Below are 21424 nucleotides of genomic sequence, written 5' to 3' on the forward strand. Positions count from 1 at the left end.
CGTCTTATGCCGTCATCGCGAGCAAGCTCGCTCCCACACTGGATCGCCTGTTCAACGACGATCCCCTGTGGGAGCGAGCTTGCTCGCGATGCTTTTATCAGTCGAGCGTCGAACCACTCACCACACTGCCGCGTTCCGGGAAGAACAAGCGCTGCAGTTCGGTGCCCGGGCTTTCGGCGCGCATGAACGCTTCGCCGACCAGGAACGCGTACACGTCGCTGATTTCCATCAGCTCGACATCGGCGCGGTTGAAAATCCCGCTCTCGGTAATCACCAGACGGTCACGCGGAATGCGCGGCAGCAGGTCGAGGGTGGTTTCGAGGTTGACGTCGAAGGTGTGCAGGTTGCGGTTGTTCACGCCCACCAACGGTGTGTCGAGGGTTTTCAAAGCGCGCTCCAGCTCGTCGCCATCGTGCACTTCCACCAACACATCGAGGCCGACACTTTTCGCCACGGCGGCCAGCTCGGCCATTTTCACGTCGTCGAGCGCAGAGACGATCAACAGCACGCAATCAGCGCCGAGCGCACGGGACTCGATGATCTGGTACGGATCGATCATGAAGTCTTTGCGGATCACCGGCAGTTTGCACGCCGCGCGGGCCTGTTGCAGGTAGGCGTCGGCGCCCTGGAAGTAATCGATATCGGTGAGCACCGAGAGGCACGTCGCGCCGCCCTTTTCGTAGCTTTTGGCGAGGTCGGCGGGCACGAAGTTCTCGCGGATCACACCTTTGCTCGGCGAGGCTTTCTTGATTTCGGCAATCACCGCCGGCTGCTTGAGCTTGGCTTGAGCGATCAATGCCTGGGCAAAACCGCGCGGGGCATCGGCAGCCCTGGCCAGGTTCTCCAACTCGGCCAGGCTGACACGGGCGCTACGCTCGGCAACTTCCTGGACCTTGCGGGCCAGAATGTTTTCCAGAACCGTCGGTACACTCATCCCTCATTCTCCACTCGAAATACCGCGGTAAACGCACCCAGCTCCTCGAGTTTCTCCCGAGCGAGGCCGGTGTGCAGCGCGTCGTGCGCCAGGGCTACGCCCTCTTTCAAACTTGTTGCGTGGTCCGCGGCATACAGCGCGGCACCGGCATTGAGCACAATCATCTCGGCGGCTTTCTGGCCGTTCTCGGTTTTGCGTTTGCCCAAGGCATCGCGGATCAATTCCAGTGAAGCGGCCGGGCTCTCGACCGCCAAGCCGTGCAGGCTCTGGCTCTTCATGCCGAGGTCTTCCGGTTCGACCCAATATTCGCTGATCTGGTCGTTCTTCAATTCAGCGACAAAGGTCGGCGCGGCGAGGCTGAATTCGTCGAGGCCATCCTTGGAATGCACCACCAACACATGTTTGCTGCCCATGCGCTGCAAGACTTCGGCCAATGGCCGGCACAGCGCCGGGTTGAACACGCCGACCACCTGATGTTTCACGCCGGCCGGATTCGTAAGCGGGCCGAGCATGTTGAACAGGGTGCGCAGGCCCAAGTCCTTGCGCGGACCAGCGGCGTACTTCATTGCGCTGTGATGAGTCTGGGCAAACATGAAGCCGATGCCGACGTTATCGATGCAACGCGCGACCTGCACCGGCGTCAGGTTCAAGTAGATCCCGGCCGCTTCGAGCAAATCGGCACTGCCGCTTTTGCCCGAAACCGCACGGTTACCGTGCTTGGCTACCGTGCAACCGGCTGCCGCGACGACGAAGGAAGAAGCGGTCGACACGTTGAAAATGTTCGCACCGTCACCGCCGGTGCCAACCACATCGACGACGCCGTCGAGAGTCTTGAGTTCGACTTTGTCCGCCAGTTCACGCATGACCGACACCGCGCCGACGATCTCGTCGATGCTTTCGCTCTTCATGCGCATGGCCATCATGAACGCGCCAACCTGCGCGTCGGTGCATTGACCGGTCATGATTTCGCGCATCACGTCGCGCATTTCATCGGTGCTGAGGTCGAGGTGATCGACGATACGGCTCAGGGCTGTCTTGATGTTCATGAAAAGTCCTTAGCGCGTGCCGCCGGTTTGTTTGAGGAAGTTTGCGAACAGCTCGTGGCCCTGTTCGGTGAGGATCGATTCCGGGTGAAATTGCACACCTTCGATGTTCAGCGTCTTGTGGCGCAGGCCCATGATTTCGTCGACCGAACCGTCTTCGAGTTGGGTCCAGGCAGTCAGTTCGAGGCAATCGGGCAGCGTGTCGTGCTTGACGATCAGAGAGTGGTAACGGGTAACCGTCAGCGGATGATTCAAGCCTGCGAATACACCCTTGTCCTCGTGGAATACCGGACTAGTCTTACCGTGCATGACTTGACGGGCGCGGACCACGTCGCCGCCAAAGGCTTGGCCGATCGACTGATGACCGAGGCACACGCCGAGGATCGGCAATTTGCCGGCGAAGTGCTTGATCGCTTCGATGGAGATGCCGGCTTCGGTCGGCGTGCAAGGACCGGGGGAAACGACGATGCGCTCAGGGTTGAGGGCTTCGATTTCGGCAATGGTGAGTTCATCGTTGCGCACAACTTTGACCTGGGAGCCCAGCTCACCAAGGTATTGCACAACGTTGTAAGTAAAAGAGTCGTAGTTATCGATCATCAGCAACATGGCGAAGAACCTCTTGAATTCACTGACTTATAAGACAGCCTTCGAATGATTGCCCGCAGCGCGCTGCGCTTTGTCTGGTGCTGGAGTGCGCCAGCCAAGCGGCATTTCAAACGGGTAAAGAAGGCGAAGCGGTACAGGTCCGGCGAGGCCGGCAAAAGAATTCAGGCGCGCCAACGCCAGCGGGCGTGTGCCTTGATGACTTGATCCAGGAGTTTGCTGATGATCAACACGGGAAAGGTCTCATTCATACGTCTCGGCACAGTAACTTAGCTGGGCAGAGCGTGCAATATGGCACACGCCAAGGCTGGCGAAACAAATCGGCGCTGCACGACAGATGGCAAAAGGCCGGAAGTTTTTGGTACTGTCGTTTCGTTCACTACAACAATAAATAAACGGACTTGCACATGATCAAACAGACGTTGTTTGTACCGCTCGCCAGTTGCCTGCTCGCCATGGCTTGCGCCCAAGCGTATGCGGCGCCCTCCCCTTATTCGAACTTTGTGGTGTTCGGCGACAGCCTGAACGACGCCGGGACATTTGCCGACACCGGCGGCCCTGCCGGCTCGACCCAGCGTTACACCAACCGCACCGGCCCGGTGTATCTGGATGGCAGCGGTGAAGTGCGCTCGCTCAATTCCACGCAAATCCTCGGTGGCAAACTGGGTTTCTCGGCGGATCAGACCGCTTCGTCATCCTCCGCAGTCCGCGCTGGCCAAGGCCTGCCCGATGGCAACAACTGGGCGGTCGGCGGTTATCGCACCGACCAGATTCTCGATTCGATCACCAGCACCTCCGCCACCGGTGACCGCACGCGCGCCGGTTACTTGCCGTCGAACAACTTCCGCGCCGACCCGAACGCGTTGTATTACCTGTCGGGCGGCGGCAACGATTTCCTTCAGGGCCGGGTCACCAGTCTGCCGCAGGCCAGCGCCGCAGCGGATCGTCTGGTCAGCAGCGTGCAAACCCTGCAACAGGCCGGCGCGCGTTACATCATGGTCTGGCTGCTGCCGGACATCGGTTTCACCCCGGCCTTCAATGGTTCGCCGCTGCAATCGTTCACCTCGCAGCTCAGCAACCAATTCAACACTGAACTAGTCAGCCAGTTGCAAAGCGTCAACGCCAACATCATTCCACTGAACATTCCGGTGCTGCTCAAAGAGACGTTCGCCAATCCCGGCCAGTTCGGTTTGGCCACTGACCAGAACCTCAGCGCGACTTGCTTCAGCGGCAGCGGTTGCCTGGCCAATCCGCAATATGGCATCAACGGCCTGACGCCGGATCCGACCAAGCTGATTTACAACGACGCGGTCCACCCGACCGAAGCCGGGCAGCGGCTGATCGCCGATTACGCCTATTCGCTGCTGGCAGCGCCATGGGAGGCGACGCTGCTGCCGGAAATGGCCCACGGCACGTTGCGCTCGCATCAGGATGCGCTGCGTAACCAGTGGCTGGCTGATTGGGAAAACTGGCAAGGCGTTGGTCAATGGCGGGCGATTGTTGCCGGCGGTGGCCAGCATCAGGATTTCGACAGCCAACGCAGCGGCGCCAGTGCTGACGGCAATGGTTACAACCTAAACATAGGTGGCAGCTACCGTCTCAACGACGCTTGGCGCGTCGGTCTGGCGGCGGGTTTCTACAATCAGAAGCTTGAGGCCGGCGATCACGATTCCGACTACAAGCTCAACACCTACCTGGGCACCGCGTTCGCGCAATATCAGCAGAATCGCTGGTGGGGTGACACGGCGTTGACCGCCGGGCATCTGGACTACGACAGCCTCAAGCGCAAATTCCAGTTGGGCGTGAATGAGCGCGGGGAGAAGGGAGATACCGACGGTTATGTGGTTGCCATCAGCGGCCGCGTCGGTTACGACATCGCGCCGCTGGCGAGCAGCCCGTGGCACTTGTCGCCGTTCGTGAGCGCGGATTTCGCAAAGGTTGAAGTCGATGGATATTCGGAGGACGGCGCCAACTCGACGGCGCTGACTTTCGATGATCAGTCACGCATTTCCCGGCGTCTGGGCGTGGGCATTCAGGGCAAATATCAGATCACTGCGCAAACCCAAGTGTTCGGCGAACTGGCCCATGAGCGCGAATACAACGACGACGCGCAAGACGTGACGATGAACCTCAACAGCCTGCCCGGCAACCGCTACACCCTGGCCGGTTACACGCCGCAGTCCAATTTGAACCGGTTGAATCTGGGCGTGAGCCATAACCTGACCAAGGATTTGGCGTTGCGGGCGAGTTATGACATTCGCAAGGACGATGACTTTACTCAGCAAGGGGTGAATGTGGGGGTAAGTCTGGACTTCTAAATCACAGGCATAAAAAACGCGACGCCCTCTCAGGCGCCGCGTTTTTTTATGGCTGATCAACACCCATGTTGTGCGAGGTAGCCTGTTGTGGCGAGGGGGCTTGCCCCCGTTCGGCTGCGCAGCAGTCGCCAATCCAGACGACTCGATAAATCTGGAAGAATGCTGGGGGCCACTTCGCGACTCGACGGGGGCAAGCCCCCTCGCCACAAAAGCTCGCTCCCACAAGGGATTGGTGTTGACTCAGGTGTCCGGGGTTTGCTCGGCCAGCGCTACGGCGCGGAACATCGCGCGGCGTTTGTTCAGGGTTTCTTCCCATTCCAGCGCCGGCACCGAATCGGCGACGATGCCGCCACCGGCCTGCACGTGCAGTTCGCCGTCCTTGATCACCGCCGTGCGGATCGCAATCGCGGTGTCCATGTTGCCGTTCCACGCAAAATAACCCACCGCCCCGCCATACACGCCACGCTTGACCGGCTCCAGTTCGTCGATGATTTCCATCGCGCGAATCTTCGGCGCGCCGGACAACGTGCCCGCCGGCAGAATCGCCCGCAGCGCGTCCATCGCCGTCAGCCCGGCCTTCAATTGACCGGTGACGTTGGAAACAATGTGCATCACGTTGGAATAACGCTCGATGACCATCTTCTCGGTGAGCTTCACCGAACCGATCTCCGACACGCGACCGGTGTCGTTACGACCGAGGTCGATCAGCATCAAGTGCTCGGCGATTTCCTTGTCGTCCGACAGCAAGTCCTTTTCCAGCGCGACATCCGCCTCTTCGTTGGCCCCGCGTGGGCGGGTGCCGGCAATCGGGCGCACGGTGATCAGGTTGTCCTCGACCCGCACCAGCACTTCCGGCGAACTGCCGACGACGTGGAAGTCGCCGAAGTTGAAGAAGTACATATAAGGCGTCGGGTTGAAGCAACGCAGCGCGCGGTACAGATCAATCGGCGCAGCCTTGAAATCGATCGACATGCGCTGCGACGGCACAACCTGCATGCAGTCGCCGGCCAGAATGTATTCCTTGATCGTGTCGACGGCTTTTTCGTAATCGCCCTGAGTGAAACTCGAGCGGAACAGCGGATCAGCCGACTGTTGTTTGCTGAAGTCCAGACCGCGACGCGGAGTGATCGGCTGGCGCAGTTTCTCCAGCAGTTCCTGCAAACGCGCCTGACCTTGTTCGAAAGCATCGGCTTGCGCAGGATCAGCCAGAACGATCGCGTGCATCTTGCCGGCGAGGTTGTCGAACACCACGACCGCATCAGAAACCATCAGCAGAATGTCCGGCACGCCCAGCGGGTCCGGGTTCGGGCATTTGCCCAGACGCTTTTCCACATAGCGCACACAGTCGTAACCGAAGTAACCCACCAGACCGCCATTGAAGCGCGGCAGGCCGGGGATGGTCGGCACGTTGTAACGGGCTTTGAATTCTTCGACGAAGGCCAGCGGATCTTCGGCTTCGAGGCTTTCGATCTCGACGCCGTCGTGGGTCACGCTGATCTGGTGATCGTGGACCCGCAACACCGTGCGGCACGGCAGGCCGATGATCGAATAACGGCCCCACTTCTCGCCGCCCTGCACCGATTCAAGCAGATAGGAATTCGGCTCGTCGGCCAGTTTCAGGTAGATCGACAACGGCGTGTCGAAGTCGGCCAGGGTTTCGCAGGCCATCGGGATACGGTTATAGCCGGCAGCGGCCAAACGCAGGAATTCTTCGCGGATCATGGGGTAGCCTCGTGGCTTGAGGGTCTGACGGTCAGGTATGCAAACGCGCCGGCAATGCCGGCCAGGAACAAGTCAGGCGCGCCAACGCCAGCGGGCCAGGGCCTTGATGACTTTCATCCAGAGTTTGCGAGTGACCACCACGATGGCGTTTCCAGAAGGGAGTTGATCGGCGTCGGGCAACGTTATCCCAGCCGCCAGATCCAGGCAACCGGGAATTAGCTTGCGCAGATCGTCGATCACCAGCGCCGGCGACTCTTCGGCAATCGGCCGGCCGTGGTTGTAGCCGTAGCTCAGCGCCACGCACTTGACCCCCGCCGCTTTCGCTGCAAGAACATCGCTGCGCGAATCGCCGACAAACAACGATTGCGAGGCGGGGATGTTGGCCATTTTCATCACGAAAAACAGCGCGGCCGGGTCAGGTTTTTTCTGCGGCAGGGTGTCGCCGCCGATGATCCATTTGAAGTAACGACCGATCTTCATCTGGTCCAGCAACGGCGCGACAAAGCGTTCCGGTTTGTTGGTGATCAGCGCCATCTCGACGCCCTGCTTGTGCAGCCATTTCAAGGTGTCGCGCACGCCGGGATAGACCACGGTCAGCTCATGGCTTTCGCTATAAGCCTGCATGAAAATCTCCAGCGCGCCCTCCGCTTCGCCATCATCGACCGCCGAGTGCTCGATGCCACCGGCCAGCGCGCGGCGCACCAACACGGGCGCGCCGTTGCCGACCCACTGGCGCACCGACTCGAGACCGGCCGGTTCGCGGCCGAGTTTGAGCAGCATGTTATCCACGGCAACCGCGAGGTCGGGGACCGAATCGATCAGCGTGCCATCCAGATCGAACATCACCAGTCGCGGCAGACGCCCCGGGAACAGCTGCTCAAAGCCACTCATGGACGAGCCAGCGCCAGTTCGGAACGCATCTTCTCGATCACTTCCTGATAGTTCGGCGCATTGAAGATCGCCGAGCCGGCAACAAAGGTGTCGGCGCCCGCAGCGGCGATTTCACGGATGTTGTTGACGTTGACCCCGCCGTCGATTTCCAGGCGAATGTCGCGGCCCGAAGCATCGATCAGCGCCCGCGCCTGACGCAGTTTGTCGAGGGTGCCGGGGATGAATTTCTGCCCGCCGAAGCCTGGGTTGACGCTCATCAGCAAGATCATGTCGACCTTGTCCATGACGTATTCGAGCACGCTCAGCGGGGTCGCCGGGTTGAACACCAGACCAGCCTTGCAGCCGCCCTCGCGGATCAGTTGCAGCGAGCGATCGACGTGTTGCGTGGCTTCCGGGTGGAAAGTGATGTAGGTCGCACCGGCCTCGATGAAGTCGCCGACGATGCGATCCACCGGGCTGACCATCAAGTGCGCGTCGATCGGCGCGGTCACGCCGTACTTGCGCAGCGCCGCGCAGACCATCGGGCCGATGGTCAGGTTGGGCACGTAGTGGTTGTCCATGACGTCGAAGTGCACGAAGTCGGCGCCAGCGGCCAGGACGTTGTCCACCTCTTCGCCGAGGCGGGCGAAGTCGGCGGAGAGAATCGAAGGAGCAATTACGAAGGGCTGCATGACGCACCTTTTCTGAGCAAAATCACGATGGCGCGCATTGTATACCTCATGCTTTGGCGCGCGCACCGTGACCGCGATGATTGACCCGATCTAGTACGCCGCTCGGTAAATCTTCTCGATATCGACGGCGCTCAGCTTGCGCGGGTTGTTGCGCATCAGGCGCTCGATGCCTGCGGCTTCGACGGCCATGGCCGGGATCGCGTCTTCGGGTACGCCGAAGCTGCGCAAGCCTTGGGGGATTTCCACCGCCGCGCACAACGCCGTCATCGCTTCCACGGCTTGGTCTGCCGCATCGGTTGCGCTCAGGTGCGCCGTCTTGACGCCCATGGCTTCGGCAATATCTTGCATGCGCTCGACGCAGGCGAGTTTGTTCCAGGTCATGACATACGGCAGCAGCAGAGCATTGCTGACGCCGTGCGCAATGTTGTAGCGCCCGCCCAGCGGATAGGCCAGCGCATGCACCGCGCCGACCCCGGCATTGCCGAACGCCATGCCGGCCATCAGGCTGGCGGTGGCCATGTCTTCACGCGCTTGCAGGTTGTTCGGGTTGGCGTAGGCCTTGGGCAGCGCCTGGGTGATCAACTTGATCGCGCCAATCGCCAAGGCATCGGTAATCGCCGAGGCATTCAGCGACAAATACGATTCGACGGCATGCACCAATGCATCGACGCCACTCGCGGCGGTGACACTGCGCGGGCAGGTCAGGGTCATTTGCGGACTGACCAGCGCCACGTCGGGTAATAGATAGTCGCTGACGATGCCTTTCTTCAATTGCGCGACTTTGTCGGAGAGGATCGCCACGTTGGTGACTTCGGAACCGGTGCCGGCGGTGGTCGGGATGGCGATCAGCGGCGGGCCTTTGCGCGGCACTTGATCGACGCCGAACAGATCTTCCAGCGCGCCGTGGTAACCGGCATACGCCGCAACACTCTTGGCGATGTCGATCGCACTGCCGCCGCCGAGACCGATCAGGCCGTCATGCCCGCCCTCGCGGTAGACGCGCATGCAGTCTTCGACGATGGCGATTTCCGGGTCGGGCAATACGCGGTCGAAGATTTCGTAAGGGCGATCACCCAACTGCGCCAGCGCCAATTCGACCGTGCCGGACTTGACCAGCGCGGCGTCGGTGACGATCAGCGGGTTATCGATGTCGAGACGTGTCAGCTCGGCCGCCAGTTGCTCGATGGCAGCCGCGCCGGTGATCAGTTTGTGGGCAATTTTGAAAGAGGAAAGACTCATCTGCGCAGCCTCTTATCGTTGGGGAAGCTGCGCACAATAGTAGCTGGGGATTGGGGTTTGTCGTTTATTCACGGCGCGAATGATTGAGGTGCACTTAAAACTGTAGGAGCGAGGCTTGCCCGCGAAGGCGTCAGCACATCAAACATCTATGTTGACTGACACGCCGTCTTCGCGGGCAAGCCTCGCTCCTACAGGTTCCGGCGAGTTTTCGATCGTTCCCACATTTTTCAGACCTGCGCGGTGCGCAGTTTTTCGCTGCGTCCGCGCAGCCATTCCAGGGTCAGCAGCAGGATCACCGAGAAGGCGATCAACAACGTCGCCGCCGCCGCAATGGTCGGGCTGAGGTTTTCGCGGATGCCGCTGAACATCTGCCGAGGCAAAGTGGCCTGCTCGGGCCCGGCGAGGAACAGCGTCACCACTACCTCATCGAACGAGGTCGCGAAGGCAAACAATGCCCCGGAGATCACTCCCGGCGCGATCAACGGCAAGGTCACCCGACGAAACGCCGTCAGCGGCGAAGCCCCGAGGCTAGCCGCCGCGCGCACCAGATTATGGTTGAACCCCTGCAACGTCGCCGACACCGTAATGATCACAAACGGCACACCCAACACCGCGTGCACCACGATCAGCGAGAAGAAGCTGTTGCCCAAGCCCAGCGGCGCAAAAAACAGATAACTCGCCACACCGATGATCACCACCGGCACCACCATCGGCGAAATCACCAGCGCCATCACCAGCGCCTTGCCGGGGAAGTCGCCACGCGTCAGGCCAATCGCCGCCAGCGTGCCGAAAATCATCGCCAGCACCGTTGCCGCCGGGGCGACGATGATGCTGTTCTTCAGCGCGCGCATCCATTCCGCCGAGGCGAAAAAGTCGTGATACCACTGCAGCGAAAAGCCTTGCAGCGGATACACAAGGAAACTCCCCGAGTTGAACGACAGCGGAATAATCACCAGCACCGGCAGAATCAGGAACAGCAGGATCAAGCCGCAGAGAATCCGCAAACTGTAGAACCACACCCGCTCAATGGGCGACATATAAGGACTCAGCATTTCGTTCTCCCCTTAGCTCAGGCGCAGGCGACTGGCGCCCACCAGCCAGCTGTAAATCAGATAAAGCACCACGGTCGCCAACAGCAGCAGGCCGCCGAGCGCAGTGGCCATGCCCCAGTTGATGCTGGTGTTGGTGTAGAACGCGACGAAGTAGCTGACCATCTGATCGTTCGGGCTGCCGAGCAACGCCGGGGTGATGTAGTAGCCGATCGCGAGGATGAACACCAACAGGCAACCGGCGCCGACACCGGCGTAAGTCTGCGGGAAATACACCCGCCAGAAACTCGCGAACGGGTGGCAGCCGAGGGAAATGGCGGCGCGCATGTAGGTTGGCGAGATGCCTTTCATCACGCTGTAGATCGGCAGAATCATGAACGGCAGCAGGATGTGCACCATCGAGATATAAACGCCGGTGCGGTTGAACACCAGTTCCAGCGGTTTATCGATGATGCCCATGGCCATCAGGCCGCTGTTGATCAAGCCGCCGGATTGCAGCAAGACGATCCACGCAGCGACTCGCACCAGAATCGAGGTCCAGAACGGCAGCAGCACCAGAATCATCAGCAGGTTGCTTTGCCGCGAAGGCAGGTTCGCCAGCAGATAGGCCAGCGGGTAGGCCAGCACCAGGCAGATCACGGTAATCACCAGGCCCATCCAGAATGTGCGGGCGAAGATGTCGAGGTAGATCGCTTGGTCGGGCGTCGCCGGGGCCACTTCGCCGAGGTCGTCGATGCGGTGATCGACCGCTGCCAGCAAATAGTACGGGGTGATGCTGCTGGTGTTGCGGCGCACGGCTTGCCAATACGCCGGATCGCCCCAGCGTTCGTCGAGTGCTTCCAGCGCTTCTTTATAAGAGGCCGGCTCGCTGGCGAACGGCAAGGCGCGGGCGGTTTTGGTCAGCAGGCTGCGGTAGCCGGCCAGCTCCATGTTCAAGCGCTTGGACAGGTCGCCCAGGGTCTGGTTTTTTCGTGCTTCGGCGAGGTCTTCGCTGGCGGCTTTGTAGACTGGCTCGGCGGGCAAGCCGCGACCGTCCCAACTGGCAATCGCCGTCACCGTGCGCGGCATGCCGCCGACCACTTCGGGGTTGCCGACACTTTTGTAGAGCAACGCCGCAATCGGCACCAGAAACACCAGCAACAGAAACAGCACCAGCGGCGCAATCAAGGCCTGAGCCTTCCAGCGATTGATCCGCTCGGCGTGCCGCAGCCGCTGCTTCAAGGTGGGGTCAGTGCCCGCGTTCACGGGAACGGCGATAGCCATGGCGTACTCCGGAAATCTTTGATCGTTACAGAGGCGGCCAGGCCACCTCTGTTCTTGTTAGCTATACATCCTCCTGTAGGAGCGAGGCTTGCCCGCGAAGACGGTGTGTCAGTCAGCACCAATGTTGAATGTACCGACGCTTTCGCGGGCAAGCCTTGCTCCTACAAGGGTGGATAAGCCCACAGGGTGGGCTTATTTAGCAGCCCAGGAGTTGAAGCGCTGTTCCAGTTGCTCGCCGTTGTCAGCCCAGAAGCTGACGTCGATCTGCACCTGGTTGGCGATGTTTTCCGGGGTGGTCGGCATGTCTTTCAGCACGTCTTTATTCAGCAACGGCACGGCTTGGGTGTTGGCCGGGCCGTAAGCGATGTTTTCCGAATAGGTCTTCTGCTGCTGCGGCGCTACCGAGAACGCGATGAATTTCTTCGCCGCTTCGGCACGGGTTTTATCCAGGCCTTTTGGAATCGCCCACGCGTCGAAGTCGTAGATCCCGCCGTTCCACACCACTTTCAGATTGCTTTCTTTCTGTACCGCCGCGATCCGGCCGTTGTACGCCGAGCTCATGACCACGTCGCCGGAAGCGAGGTATTGCGGCGGTTGTGCGCCGGCCTCCCACCATTGAATGCTTGGCTTGAGTTCATCGAGTTTCTTGAACGCGCGGTCTTGGCCATCCTTCCCGGCCAACACTTTGTAGACGTCTTTCGGCGCGACGCCGTCGGCCATCAAGGCGAATTCCAGGGTGTACTTGGCGCCCTTGCGCAAGCCGCGTTTACCAGGGAATTTCTTGGTGTCCCAGAAATCCACCCAACTGGTCGGCGCGGCTTTCAGTTTGTCGGCGTTGTAGGCCAACACCGTCGACCACACGAAGAAACCGACGCCGCACGGCTGGATCGCGCCTTTGACGTAGTCATCGGCCTTGCCGAACAGCGCTGGGTCGAGCTGCTCGAACATGTCTTCGTCGCAACCACGAGACAGCTCTGGCGATTCAACTTCTACCAGATCCCACGACACGCTTTTGGTGTCGACCATGGCTTTGACCTTGGCCATCTCGCCGTTGTATTCGCCAGCGACGATCTTGCCGTTGCCCGCCGCTTCCCACGGCGCATAGAAGGCTTTGACCTGCGCAGCCTTGTTCGCCCCGCCAAAGGACACCACGGTCAGGTCCGGGCCCGCCGCCATCGCGTGTGCCGCACCGATCATGCCCATGACCAGGGCTGTGAATTTCAGGGATTTCAACATTTATATTGTTCTCCACGTGCAGGGTTGGTGTAGCAGGGGGCGATCAATGCGCCTCTAGAAGTGGGTCGAGCGCGCGAACGTGTTCGACTTGCCAGCCAAGCGGTACCACGTCGCCGACCGCGAGCGATGGATCGAGCTCGGCAATCGGTTGTTTCACAAAAAAATCGGTCTTGCCGCAGACTTCCAGGCGCACCCGCACGTGGTCGCCCAGGTAGATGAATTCCGCCACCCGCCCGGAGAAGCGGTTGACGCACGATTCGCTGGAGCCATTGAGGCTTACGCGTTCCGGGCGAATCGACAACGTGACGGGTTCGCCGGTCTTGCCGACATTCACCGCCAGCGCTTCAACCTTCTCCCCGCGCGCCAACTCGACCACGCAGCGGTCGCCGGTGTGGCTGTGCAAGCGGCCATTGAGCCGGTTGTTCTCGCCGATGAAATTGGCGACGAAAGTGTTTTTCGGTTCTTCGTAGAGCGAACGCGGCGCGGCGATCTGCTGGATTTCACCCTGATGGAACACCGCCACGCGGTCGGACATGGTCAGCGCTTCGCCCTGATCGTGGGTGACGTAAACCACGGTCACGCCGAGGCGTTGGTGCAGGTGTTTGATTTCCATCTGCATGTGTTCGCGCAGTTGCTTGTCGAGGGCGCCGAGCGGTTCGTCCATCAGCACCAGTTGCGGCTCGAACACCAAGGCGCGGGCCAGCGCTACACGCTGCTGCTGGCCGCCGGACAATTGCGCCGGGTAGCGTTGGGCAAACGCATCGAGCTGAACCATGCTCAGGACTTTTTTGACTTTGTCGCTGACATCGCTCTTGTTCAAACCGCGCACGCTCAGCGGAAACGCGAGGTTTTCGGCGACGGTCATGTGCGGAAACAAAGCGTAGTTCTGGAACACCATGCCGATGTCGCGTTTGTGCGGCGGCACGTTGTTGATCGAGCGCCCGGCCAACTGGATTTCGCCAGCGGTCGGCGTTTCAAAACCGGCGAGCATCATCAGGCTGGTGGTCTTGCCGGAACCGGACGGCCCGAGCAAGGTGAGGAATTCGCCTTTGCGAATCTCCAGGTTGAGGTCTTTGACGATCAGGTTTTCGCCGTCGTAGCTTTTCTGCACGCCACGAAAGCTGACCAGAATGTCATTGGCCCCTGTACTTGAATCGACCTGGCTCATACCCACACCTTCGTTAGTGATGACTGCTTGTGGACTAAGCCTAGTGGACGCTGGAGACCACGCAAATCGGGGCGCAGGAGAGAATCGCCTCAGCCGGATGGAAGGTTGGGGGTAGGGATCGCCCTACAAGGATGGCGCGTTTGGATAAACGCAGCGGTGAGCGGCAAGCTACAAGCGGCAAGCACAGGCAAAAGCGGATTTGCGGGGATGTCGTAAATGGATATGCCACTGCTTTTCCCTGTAGGAGCAAGGCTTGCCCGCGATGGCGTCCGCACTGGCGCCAAAAGCTTCGCGGGCAAGCCTTGCTCCTACAGGGGCGTGGTGCATTCAGAGCAGTTTGTGCTCCATCGCGTATTTCACCAGTTCCGCCAGGGAGGTGATGTTGAGCTTTTGCATCAGCCGCGCTTTGTGGGTGCTGATGGTTTTGCTGCTCAACGCCAGTTGCTGGGCGATGTCGTTGACGTTGGCGCCCTGGGCCAAGCGCTCGAACACCGAGAATTCACGCTCGGACAATAACGAGTGCAGCGGTCGCGAATCGGTCAGGCCGACTTCGAACACCATGCGATCAGCCAGGTCCGGGTCGATATACCGCCCGCCCGCCGCGACCTTGCGAATCGCTGTCAGCAGCAACGCCGGATCGCTGTCCTTGGTCGCATAACCCGCCGCGCCGACCTTCAACGCACGGGCGGCCATTTGCGCCTCGTCGTGCATCGACAACACCAGAATCGCCGGCGGATTGTTCAGCGCGCGGATTCGCGGGATCGCTTCCAGGCCGTTGACTCCGGGCATGGAGATGTCCAGCAAGACCACTTCGCAGGGCACGTGACGCAAGGTTTCGAGCAACTGTTCGCCATTACTCGCCTCGCCGACCACCAGCAAATCCTTGGCCAGGCCGATCAACTGCTTGATGCCTTCACGGACAATGGTGTGGTCTTCGGCTACCAATACACGGATCACGTTTTTCTCCAGATTCAAGATCTATCGCGAGCAGGCTCGCTCCTACATTTGAACGGTGTACACCGATCCCCTGTGGGAGTGAGCCTGCTCGCGATGACGTCAGCAAAGACACCAAACCATCAGGCTTCATCCACCGGCACGCGCACACTCAACGTCGTGCCCTCCCCCGGTTCACTCTCGATCACCAGCCGCCCGCCCATGATCAACACCCGCTCGCGCATGCCGACAATCCCGAACGACGTCGGCCGCCCCGTGGCAGCGACAAATCCTGCGCCATCATCGCTCACGGTCAGGCACAACTCGTCGCCCTCCAGCGCCAGCGTGAGCTCGACAGTATGCGCCTGGGCATGGCGCATCACATTGGTCAGCGCTTCCTGAAGGATGCGGAACAGCCCAATCGCCTTGGCATCGCTGAGCAGCGGCAGGTTCTCGGGCACCTGCACCAGACACGGAATCTGCGTGCGCGCCTCGAAACGCCGGGCCTGCCACTCAATTGCCGAAGCGATCCCGGCATCAAGAATCGGTGGCCGCAGCGCCGTCGCGACATCGCGCACCAATTGGAACAACTGCGCGATCAGCCGCTTCATGCTGTTCAAGCGCTCATGCAACCCGGGGTCCAGTTGCGCGTAGGCCAATTCGCACATGGACGTTTCCAGTTTCAACACCGTCAACATCTGCCCCAGCTCATCGTGAACTTCACGGGCGATCCGCGCCTTTTCCTCTTCGCGCACGCTTTCCAGATGCGCCGACAATTCGCGCAGTTGTTCACGGGAACTGGCGAGTTCCAGCTCAATGCGTTTGCTCTCGCTGATGTCCCAGACAATCCCGTCCCAGACATACGCGCCATCCTCCAGCCGCCGGGTGATGGCTTTGATCTCGGCCCAGCGCTGCTCGCCGGAGCGCGTGAGAATGCGGCCCTGCCACGACCAGTCGCTGTCGGTGTCGAGCGCGTGGTCCTGAGTCTGGTGATAACTTGCCTTGTCGTCCGGATGCACCAGACTGCGCAGGCCTTTGTCGCGATGCGCGAGGGTCGCCGGCGCGTATCCGACCAGGCTCTCGCTGCCCTCGCTGATGTAGGCAAAGTCGATCTGGCCTGTCAGCGGCGCGCGCTCCAGACGAAAGACCAATCCCGGCACGTTGGCGGCAATCCCCTGCAGCCGTGCTTCGCTTTCTTGCAGCGCGGCCAGTGCACGTCGGCGCTCGGTGACGTCGTTGAGGTAAACCACCAGGTATTCGCCGTCGCGGAAACGCAGGAAACTCAAAGAAACATCTGCCGGCAAAATACTGCCGTCGGCGCGCAGGCAATTGGTTTCGAAACTTTGCGGCGGCTCTTCGCTGGCGCGGGCGCGTTTCCACAGGTTCAGCCAGCGGTCCATGTGCAGGCCCGGTTCGAAGTCGATCAGCGGACGGTCGATCAACGCGCCGGAGCGGTAGCCGAGCATGCTTTCGGCGGCGCGATTGGCGTAGCGCACGTGGCTGTCCCAGTTGACCCAAAGGATGCCGACGGTGCTTTGATCGATGGAAAACTGCGTCAGGCGCAGCGCTTCTTCGCTGGCCGCGCGCAACGCGATGTCTGCGCGGGCCTCGCGCAAACGCTGTTCCAGACTGTGCTGCTGGCGGCGTTGCCAAAACACAATGGCCGCCGCGCTGAGCAGCAACACCGTCAGCAACATGCAGAGGTTTTGCCAGAACCCCGGCGACTCGGACAAGCGCGGGTATTTCGGTTGCAGCCATTGATTGTGCAGTTGCTCCAGGTCCTTGGCCGGGATCGCCCGCAGCGCACTTTCGACAATCCCCGCCAGTTCCGGCCAGTCGCGGCGCGTGGCCACTCGCAGCAACTGCGGCAAGCCGATATCGCCGACCACCACCAGCCCGGCGAACTCGGGCTCGGCGGACAATCGCCCGAGTTGCGCCTCATCAACTACCGCGTAACCGGCCTGCTGGCTCAGCAACAATTGCAGCGCCTGCCGTTCGATGGGCACGCCTTGCAGGTTCAGGTGCGGGAAGTTGCTGCGCAAATAATCGGCGGTGACGCTGGGCATGCGCACGGCCACGCGGGTCTGGCTGTCGAGTTTTTCCAGCTCCACGGCGCCGTTGCCCTTCTGCTCGCTGACCACCAGTTGCGGCACGCGCATGTACGGATCGGAAAACTGCCACAGCCGCAGCCCGCCCGGCGTTTGCGTCAGCCCTGGAGCGATGTCGACTCCACCCTCGCGCACCGCCGCTTCCAGTTGTTCGACGTCGGGGAAATTACGCCAACTGAGCTCGACCTGCAGCGCCTTCGCCAGCCATTTCATCAGCTCGACGTTGACCCCGGACAAGCGCTGCAAGCGTCGATCGTATTGCGCGTACGGCGCCTGCAACACCACGCCGACGCGCAATTCGCGGTGTTGCGCCAGCCATTGCTGCTGCGCCGCCGACAATTGCGCAAGGTGTGCCGGTGGCGCAGGCGCCGCCCAGCCCATCAAGGGAAACCACACCCAGCCGATAACCCACAGGCAGCAAAAACGCATCATTGAAGTCCTGCACACTGACAAATACTGATCAACCCATTAGGCTGCCGGAATAACTTCTGGCCTGGAATATCCGATGCCCCCTGTCTATCGCCTGGCATTGCCAGCATTGTGCCTGTCGCTGATCCTGCCCTGTGCTTCCGTCGTCGCGGCCGCCGAAACTGCACCCGCTGCTGCCGGGCAATCCACGGAGCAATCTACGGGGCAATCCACAGAACAGAAACCGGCCGAACGTCAGCCGTTGCTTGAGCGTAGTCAGGAAGAAGCCGCCGCACTTGAGCGAACAATCCCCGCTCAGGAACAACAACAGTTGCAGGCCGGCGACGCGACGTTCCTCGCTTTGTGGAAACCGGCCAACACCGCCGAGCCCAAAGGTGCGGTGATTATCATCCCCGGCACCGGCGAAACGGTTGACTGGCCGCAAGCGATCAGCCCTTTGCGCAACAAATTGCCGGACGCCGAATGGAGCAGCCTGAGTATCACCCTGCCCGACCTGCAAAGCGATGCCATTGCGCCACGTGTGGTCGAAGTGCCGCCGACGATCAAATCCCCGGACACCGGCAGCAAAGACGCGGCCACCGCGACGCCGATCGAACAAGCGGCCGGCGGTGAAGCCGACGCCGCCGACAAAGCCGTGGTGGAAACCGATGAAGTTCAAGCCAAGGATGATTCCGAACGCATCTTCGGCCGCATCGATGCGGCGATTGCTTTTGCCGAACAGCAAAGCGCTCGACGCATTGTGGTCTTGGGGCATGGCACCGGCGCTTATTGGGCCGCGCGCTATCTCAGCGAGCGCCAGCCAGCGCAAGTCGAGAAATTGGTGATGGTCGCGGCGCAGACGCCACCGTCCGGAAAACCACCGCTCGCCGAACTGACCCCGACCTTGAAGCTGCCGACCGCCGATGTCTTCTATATGGACAAACCGCTGGATCGCAAAGCGGCGCTGGAACGCATGCAGGCGAGCAAACGCCTGAAGACTTCGGCGTTTACCCAAGTGTCGCTGAAGGCATTGCCGGGCGATGTCAAAGCCGAGCAAGAGCAATTGGTGCGACGCGTGCGTGGATGGTTGAATCCCAAGCCTATGACGGATTGATCCGTTATTGGCGGCGCCATCAATCGCGAGCAAGCTCGCTCCCACAGGGTTTTTCAGTGTTTTCGTGATCTGCGTTACACCGAAGATCCCTGTGGGAGCGAGCTTGCTCGCGATGACGGCCTGACAGCCGCCGCACATTCATCCGCCTAACGAAAATCCCGCCGCGCCTTGATCACCGTGTAGGCGCTATGCAATTCCCGGGTCTTGTCCGTCGCCTCGCGGACCTGCAACGCCGTCGCCCCCGAACCGGCAATCTTGTCCGGATGATGGCGACTGAGCAGGCGTCGGTAAGCGCGCTTGATCTGCGCCGGTTCGCTGGTCGCCGACACTCCCAATAAACGCATCGCGTCCTGATACGTCAGCGCGCTGCTGACTTGCGGGCGTTTCTGCGGTTCGTAGTCGTTAGCCAGCGCCAGCACTTGTTGCGGCGTCCAGCCCAGCCATTTGCCCCACTGCGCGAGCAATTCGCGCTCACTGTTGCCCGCGCGACCATCGGCCCAGACCATTCGCCAACAGGCGCGCAAGACACCTTCGGCGGCGTGCGGCTGGTTGTTCAAACGGCGCAGATGACTGCGCAAACGGTCATGCCCGGATTTGCCGCGATTGAACGCGGCAATTGCCCGGCGCTGCGCCGACGCGGTCATTTCCAGCGAACGCATTTCCTGCCGCGCTTGCTGGATATGACCGTCGACCACCCGTCCGTCGCTTTTCGCCAGACGTCCGAGCAACAGAAACAACAGTTCGTCGTTACGCAGTGCCGGCCGGCCACCGAGTTTTTCGCGTAAATGCGCCCAGCTGTGCAATTGCAGACGCCGGTCCAGCGCCTGCCCCAACAACGCGCCGAGCATGGCCCCCGGAATGCTGGCTATCGCAAAGCCTGCTCCGGCTCCAATCAGAGTCCCTGGCCACAGCATGTCAGCGGCTCGCTTCTATCAGGGCTTCGGCTTCGGCCAGGCGCTCGTAAGTGCCGACATCCACCCATTGCCCTTCGAGGCGTTCGCCGGTCACTTGCCCGGCGGCCATGGCTTTGCGAAACAGCGGCGCGAGTTTGAATGCACCGGCGCTGCAGCCCTCGAACAACTGCGGATGCAAAACCGCGATGCCGCTGTAAGTCAGGGTCTGCGCATCCGCATCGGCGTCACGCACTTGGCCATCGACGAGGATGAAATCCCCGTTCGGGTGATGCGCCGGGTTGTCCGCCAGCACCAGATGCGCGAGGCCGGCAATCGGTTGGCGCAACGCGCGAAAGTCGTAGTCGGTCCAAATGTCACCGTTGACCACCACAAACGCCTCGTCACCGAGCAACGGCAAGGCACGGAAAATCCCGCCGCCGGTTTCCAGCGGCTCACCTTCCGGCGAATACTGAATGCTCAAGCCATATCGCGAACCATCGCCCAGATAATCTTCAATCTGCTGGCCGAGCCACGCGTGGTTGATCACCACTTCGGTGAAACCTGCTGCGGCCAAGGCTTGCAGGTGATATTCGATCAGCGGCACGCCGCCGGCGCGCACCAGCGGTTTGGGCGTGGTCAGGGTCAGCGGGCGCATGCGCTCGCCTTTGCCCGCAGCCAGAATCATTGCCTTCATGCCGGCACTCCGGCACGCAGACTGGCGAGCAACACATCGAGTTCGGCCAGTTCCGGACGACGGGCAATCACCGCGTCTATATAAGCAAAGAAGCGCGGCACGTCGGCGAGGTAGCGCGGCTTGCCATCGCGGTGGCAGATGCGCGCGAAGATGCCGATGACTTTCAAGTGACGCTGCACGCCCATCAGGTCGCTGGCGCGATGGAAGTCTTCAAAGTCCGAATGCACCGGAATCCCCAGCGCGGCGGCCTGTTGCCAGTAATCCTGGAGCCAGGCGAACACGCGCTCTTCAGGCCAGCTGAGGAAGGCGTCTTTGAACAGGCACGTCACATCGTAGGTGACCGGGCCGTATACCGCGTCCTGGAAATCCAGCACGCCGGGGTTTGGCTCGCTGAGCATCAGGTTGCGCGGCATGTAGTCGCGGTGCACCAGCACTTTTGGCTGCGCCAAAGCGCTGTCGATCAGCAGATCGCTGGCCTGCTGCCAGAGCATTTGCTGGGCGGCGTCGAACTCGATGCCGAGTTCATGTTTCACGTACCAGTCGGGGAACAGCTCGAGTTCGCGGCGCAGCAGCGCGACGTCATAACTCGGCAGCGGCGCGACCATCGGCAATTGCTGAAATGCCAGCAGCGCCTGCGAGGCATCCTTGAACAAATCGTCGGCATTTTCGCCATCGATCACGTCCAGATAGGTCTTGTTGCCCAGGTCATTGAGCAAAAGAAAGCCGCGCTCGAGGTCTTCGGCATAAATAATCGGCACATTTATTCCGGATTTCGCCAGCAAAAAGGCGATATCCACGAACGGTTTGCAGTTTTCCTGGGGTGGCGGGGCGTCCATCACGATGAAACTTCTGCCCTCGCCCTCCCAACGGAAGTAGCGCCGGAAACTCGCGTCGCTACTGGCCGCAGTCAACGTGGCCGGGGGCACGGCGCCCCAGCCTTGCGCGGCAAAGAGGGTCGCCAACTGTTCGTCGAGCCAAACTTTCAGGTGTTGCAAGCGTACATCTTGGTCAGGCATTACAAGGGTCTCCGACGGCGCTAGCCGTCAAGCGGGTCATGCTTTATTATCCAGCATCTTTTTCAGACCATCGAGAGGCGTGCGGCCCACACCGCGGGCAGATGGCACGCAGGAAGCCCGG

At 60.9% G+C, this 21424-nt stretch carries 18 protein-coding genes; 2 read left to right on the plus strand and 16 right to left on the minus strand.

The window, feature by feature from the left end; all coding sequences use genetic code 11:
• Positions 1 to 97: 97 nt before the first annotated feature.
• Genes trpC through FBY12_RS14270 form a run of 3 tightly spaced genes read right to left on the minus strand, consistent with a single transcriptional unit; the run spans position 98 to position 2583 of the window.
• Positions 98 to 934 (minus strand): indole-3-glycerol phosphate synthase TrpC, encoded by an 837-nt coding sequence (gene trpC / locus FBY12_RS14260; RefSeq protein WP_092277343.1) that lies wholly within the window; start codon positions 932 to 934, stop codon positions 98 to 100.
• Positions 931 to 1980: an anthranilate phosphoribosyltransferase gene (gene trpD, locus FBY12_RS14265; protein ID WP_121732506.1), complete on the minus strand. Its 1050-nt coding sequence runs from the start codon at positions 1978 to 1980 to the stop codon at positions 931 to 933. The genes trpC and trpD overlap by 4 nt, the downstream gene beginning before the upstream one ends.
• 9 nt (positions 1981 to 1989) lie before the next feature.
• Positions 1990 to 2583: an aminodeoxychorismate/anthranilate synthase component II gene (locus FBY12_RS14270; protein ID WP_092277337.1), complete on the minus strand. Its 594-nt coding sequence runs from the start codon at positions 2581 to 2583 to the stop codon at positions 1990 to 1992.
• Between the two features lie 404 nt (positions 2584 to 2987).
• Between FBY12_RS14270 and estP the strand changes: the two genes are divergently transcribed.
• Positions 2988 to 4898: an esterase EstP gene (estP, locus tag FBY12_RS14275; RefSeq protein ID WP_145253345.1), complete on the plus strand. Its 1911-nt coding sequence runs from the start codon at positions 2988 to 2990 to the stop codon at positions 4896 to 4898.
• Between the two features lie 240 nt (positions 4899 to 5138).
• Here the strand turns inward: estP and trpE are convergent, their stop codons facing one another.
• The 10 genes from trpE to FBY12_RS14325 all read right to left on the minus strand — a co-directional run bounded on the left by trpE (position 5139) and on the right by FBY12_RS14325 (position 17610).
• The gene (gene trpE / locus FBY12_RS14280) at positions 5139 to 6620 is read right to left on the minus strand and encodes an anthranilate synthase component I (RefSeq protein ID WP_145253347.1); all 1482 of its coding nucleotides are present in this window, start codon (positions 6618 to 6620) and stop codon (positions 5139 to 5141) included.
• 72 nt (positions 6621 to 6692) lie between these two features.
• The gene (locus tag FBY12_RS14285) at positions 6693 to 7511 is read right to left on the minus strand and encodes a phosphoglycolate phosphatase (RefSeq protein ID WP_145253349.1); all 819 of its coding nucleotides are present in this window, start codon (positions 7509 to 7511) and stop codon (positions 6693 to 6695) included.
• Positions 7508 to 8182, minus strand: a complete 675-nt coding sequence (gene rpe / locus FBY12_RS14290) for a ribulose-phosphate 3-epimerase (protein WP_092277324.1) — start codon at positions 8180 to 8182, stop codon at positions 7508 to 7510. Before rpe ends, FBY12_RS14285 begins: the two co-directional genes overlap by 4 nt.
• 90 nt (positions 8183 to 8272) lie before the next feature.
• Positions 8273 to 9421 carry an iron-containing alcohol dehydrogenase gene (locus FBY12_RS14295; RefSeq protein ID WP_101208593.1) on the minus strand — a complete coding sequence of 383 codons (1149 nt, stop codon included), beginning with the start codon at positions 9419 to 9421 and terminating at the stop codon, positions 8273 to 8275.
• Positions 9422 to 9648: 227 nt separating this feature from the next.
• On the minus strand, positions 9649 to 10473 hold the full coding sequence (locus FBY12_RS14300) for an ABC transporter permease (protein WP_008084123.1): 825 nt from the start codon (positions 10471 to 10473) through the stop codon (positions 9649 to 9651).
• Positions 10474 to 10485: 12 nt separating this feature from the next.
• A complete protein-coding gene (locus tag FBY12_RS14305) occupies positions 10486 to 11733 on the minus strand; it encodes an ABC transporter permease (RefSeq protein ID WP_145253351.1) in 1248 nt (415 codons plus the stop codon).
• A 192-nt stretch (positions 11734 to 11925) separates the two neighbouring features.
• The gene (locus FBY12_RS14310) at positions 11926 to 12969 is read right to left on the minus strand and encodes an ABC transporter substrate-binding protein (protein WP_145253353.1); all 1044 of its coding nucleotides are present in this window, start codon (positions 12967 to 12969) and stop codon (positions 11926 to 11928) included.
• Between the two features lie 43 nt (positions 12970 to 13012).
• On the minus strand, positions 13013 to 14137 hold the full coding sequence (locus tag FBY12_RS14315) for an ABC transporter ATP-binding protein (RefSeq protein WP_092277312.1): 1125 nt from the start codon (positions 14135 to 14137) through the stop codon (positions 13013 to 13015).
• A 327-nt stretch (positions 14138 to 14464) separates the two neighbouring features.
• Positions 14465 to 15094 (minus strand): response regulator transcription factor, encoded by a 630-nt coding sequence (locus tag FBY12_RS14320; protein ID WP_003210977.1) that lies wholly within the window; start codon positions 15092 to 15094, stop codon positions 14465 to 14467.
• A gap of 119 nt (positions 15095 to 15213) precedes the next feature.
• Positions 15214 to 17610 carry a PAS domain S-box protein gene (locus FBY12_RS14325; RefSeq protein ID WP_145253355.1) on the minus strand — a complete coding sequence of 799 codons (2397 nt, stop codon included), beginning with the start codon at positions 17608 to 17610 and terminating at the stop codon, positions 15214 to 15216.
• Between the two features lie 73 nt (positions 17611 to 17683).
• On the opposite strand from FBY12_RS14325, the gene FBY12_RS14330 reads away from it, so the two are divergent.
• Positions 17684 to 18700 carry an alpha/beta hydrolase family protein gene (locus FBY12_RS14330; protein WP_145253357.1) on the plus strand — a complete coding sequence of 339 codons (1017 nt, stop codon included), beginning with the start codon at positions 17684 to 17686 and terminating at the stop codon, positions 18698 to 18700.
• 146 nt (positions 18701 to 18846) lie between these two features.
• On the opposite strand, the gene FBY12_RS14335 is transcribed toward FBY12_RS14330, so the two are convergent.
• From FBY12_RS14335 to FBY12_RS14345, 3 genes are read right to left on the minus strand one after another with little or no spacing between them, the layout of a single operon-like run.
• Positions 18847 to 19614, minus strand: coding sequence for a TerB family tellurite resistance protein (locus tag FBY12_RS14335; RefSeq protein ID WP_121732500.1), 768 nt, complete (start codon positions 19612 to 19614; stop codon positions 18847 to 18849).
• A gap of 1 nt (position 19615) precedes the next feature.
• Positions 19616 to 20287 carry an N-acetylmuramate alpha-1-phosphate uridylyltransferase MurU gene (murU, locus tag FBY12_RS14340; protein ID WP_145253359.1) on the minus strand — a complete coding sequence of 224 codons (672 nt, stop codon included), beginning with the start codon at positions 20285 to 20287 and terminating at the stop codon, positions 19616 to 19618.
• The gene (locus FBY12_RS14345; protein ID WP_145253362.1) at positions 20284 to 21303 is read right to left on the minus strand and encodes an aminoglycoside phosphotransferase family protein; all 1020 of its coding nucleotides are present in this window, start codon (positions 21301 to 21303) and stop codon (positions 20284 to 20286) included. Before FBY12_RS14345 ends, murU begins: the two co-directional genes overlap by 4 nt.
• Between the last annotated feature and the right edge of the window lie 121 nt (positions 21304 to 21424).

The organism is Pseudomonas sp. SJZ131, from assembly GCF_007828705.1.
Lineage (GTDB): Bacteria > Pseudomonadota > Gammaproteobacteria > Pseudomonadales > Pseudomonadaceae > Aquipseudomonas > Aquipseudomonas prosekii.

Bases quoted from the DNA above. Each gene is read 5' to 3' on its own strand.
- trpD (WP_121732506.1), bottom strand. From the start codon at position 1,980: ATGAACATCAAGACAGCCCTGAGCCGTATCGTCGATCACCTCGACCTC.
- trpC (WP_092277343.1), bottom strand. From the start codon at position 934: ATGAGTGTACCGACGGTTCTGGAAAACATTCTGGCCCGCAAGGTCCAG.
- FBY12_RS14305 (WP_145253351.1), bottom strand. From the start codon at position 11,733: ATGGCTATCGCCGTTCCCGTGAACGCGGGCACTGACCCCACCTTGAAG.
- FBY12_RS14335 (WP_121732500.1), bottom strand. From the start codon at position 19,614: ATGCTGTGGCCAGGGACTCTGATTGGAGCCGGAGCAGGCTTTGCGATA.
- FBY12_RS14310 (WP_145253353.1), bottom strand. From the start codon at position 12,969: ATGTTGAAATCCCTGAAATTCACAGCCCTGGTCATGGGCATGATCGGT.
- estP (WP_145253345.1), top strand. From the start codon at position 2,988: ATGATCAAACAGACGTTGTTTGTACCGCTCGCCAGTTGCCTGCTCGCC.
- murU (WP_145253359.1), bottom strand. From the start codon at position 20,287: ATGAAGGCAATGATTCTGGCTGCGGGCAAAGGCGAGCGCATGCGCCCG.
- FBY12_RS14270 (WP_092277337.1), bottom strand. From the start codon at position 2,583: ATGTTGCTGATGATCGATAACTACGACTCTTTTACTTACAACGTTGTG.
- trpE (WP_145253347.1), bottom strand. From the start codon at position 6,620: ATGATCCGCGAAGAATTCCTGCGTTTGGCCGCTGCCGGCTATAACCGT.
- FBY12_RS14345 (WP_145253362.1), bottom strand. From the start codon at position 21,303: ATGCCTGACCAAGATGTACGCTTGCAACACCTGAAAGTTTGGCTCGAC.
- FBY12_RS14300 (WP_008084123.1), bottom strand. From the start codon at position 10,473: ATGCTGAGTCCTTATATGTCGCCCATTGAGCGGGTGTGGTTCTACAGT.
- FBY12_RS14315 (WP_092277312.1), bottom strand. From the start codon at position 14,137: ATGAGCCAGGTCGATTCAAGTACAGGGGCCAATGACATTCTGGTCAGC.
- rpe (WP_092277324.1), bottom strand. From the start codon at position 8,182: ATGCAGCCCTTCGTAATTGCTCCTTCGATTCTCTCCGCCGACTTCGCC.
- FBY12_RS14285 (WP_145253349.1), bottom strand. From the start codon at position 7,511: ATGAGTGGCTTTGAGCAGCTGTTCCCGGGGCGTCTGCCGCGACTGGTG.
- FBY12_RS14295 (WP_101208593.1), bottom strand. From the start codon at position 9,421: ATGAGTCTTTCCTCTTTCAAAATTGCCCACAAACTGATCACCGGCGCG.
- FBY12_RS14325 (WP_145253355.1), bottom strand. From the start codon at position 17,610: ATGATGCGTTTTTGCTGCCTGTGGGTTATCGGCTGGGTGTGGTTTCCC.
- FBY12_RS14330 (WP_145253357.1), top strand. From the start codon at position 17,684: ATGCCCCCTGTCTATCGCCTGGCATTGCCAGCATTGTGCCTGTCGCTG.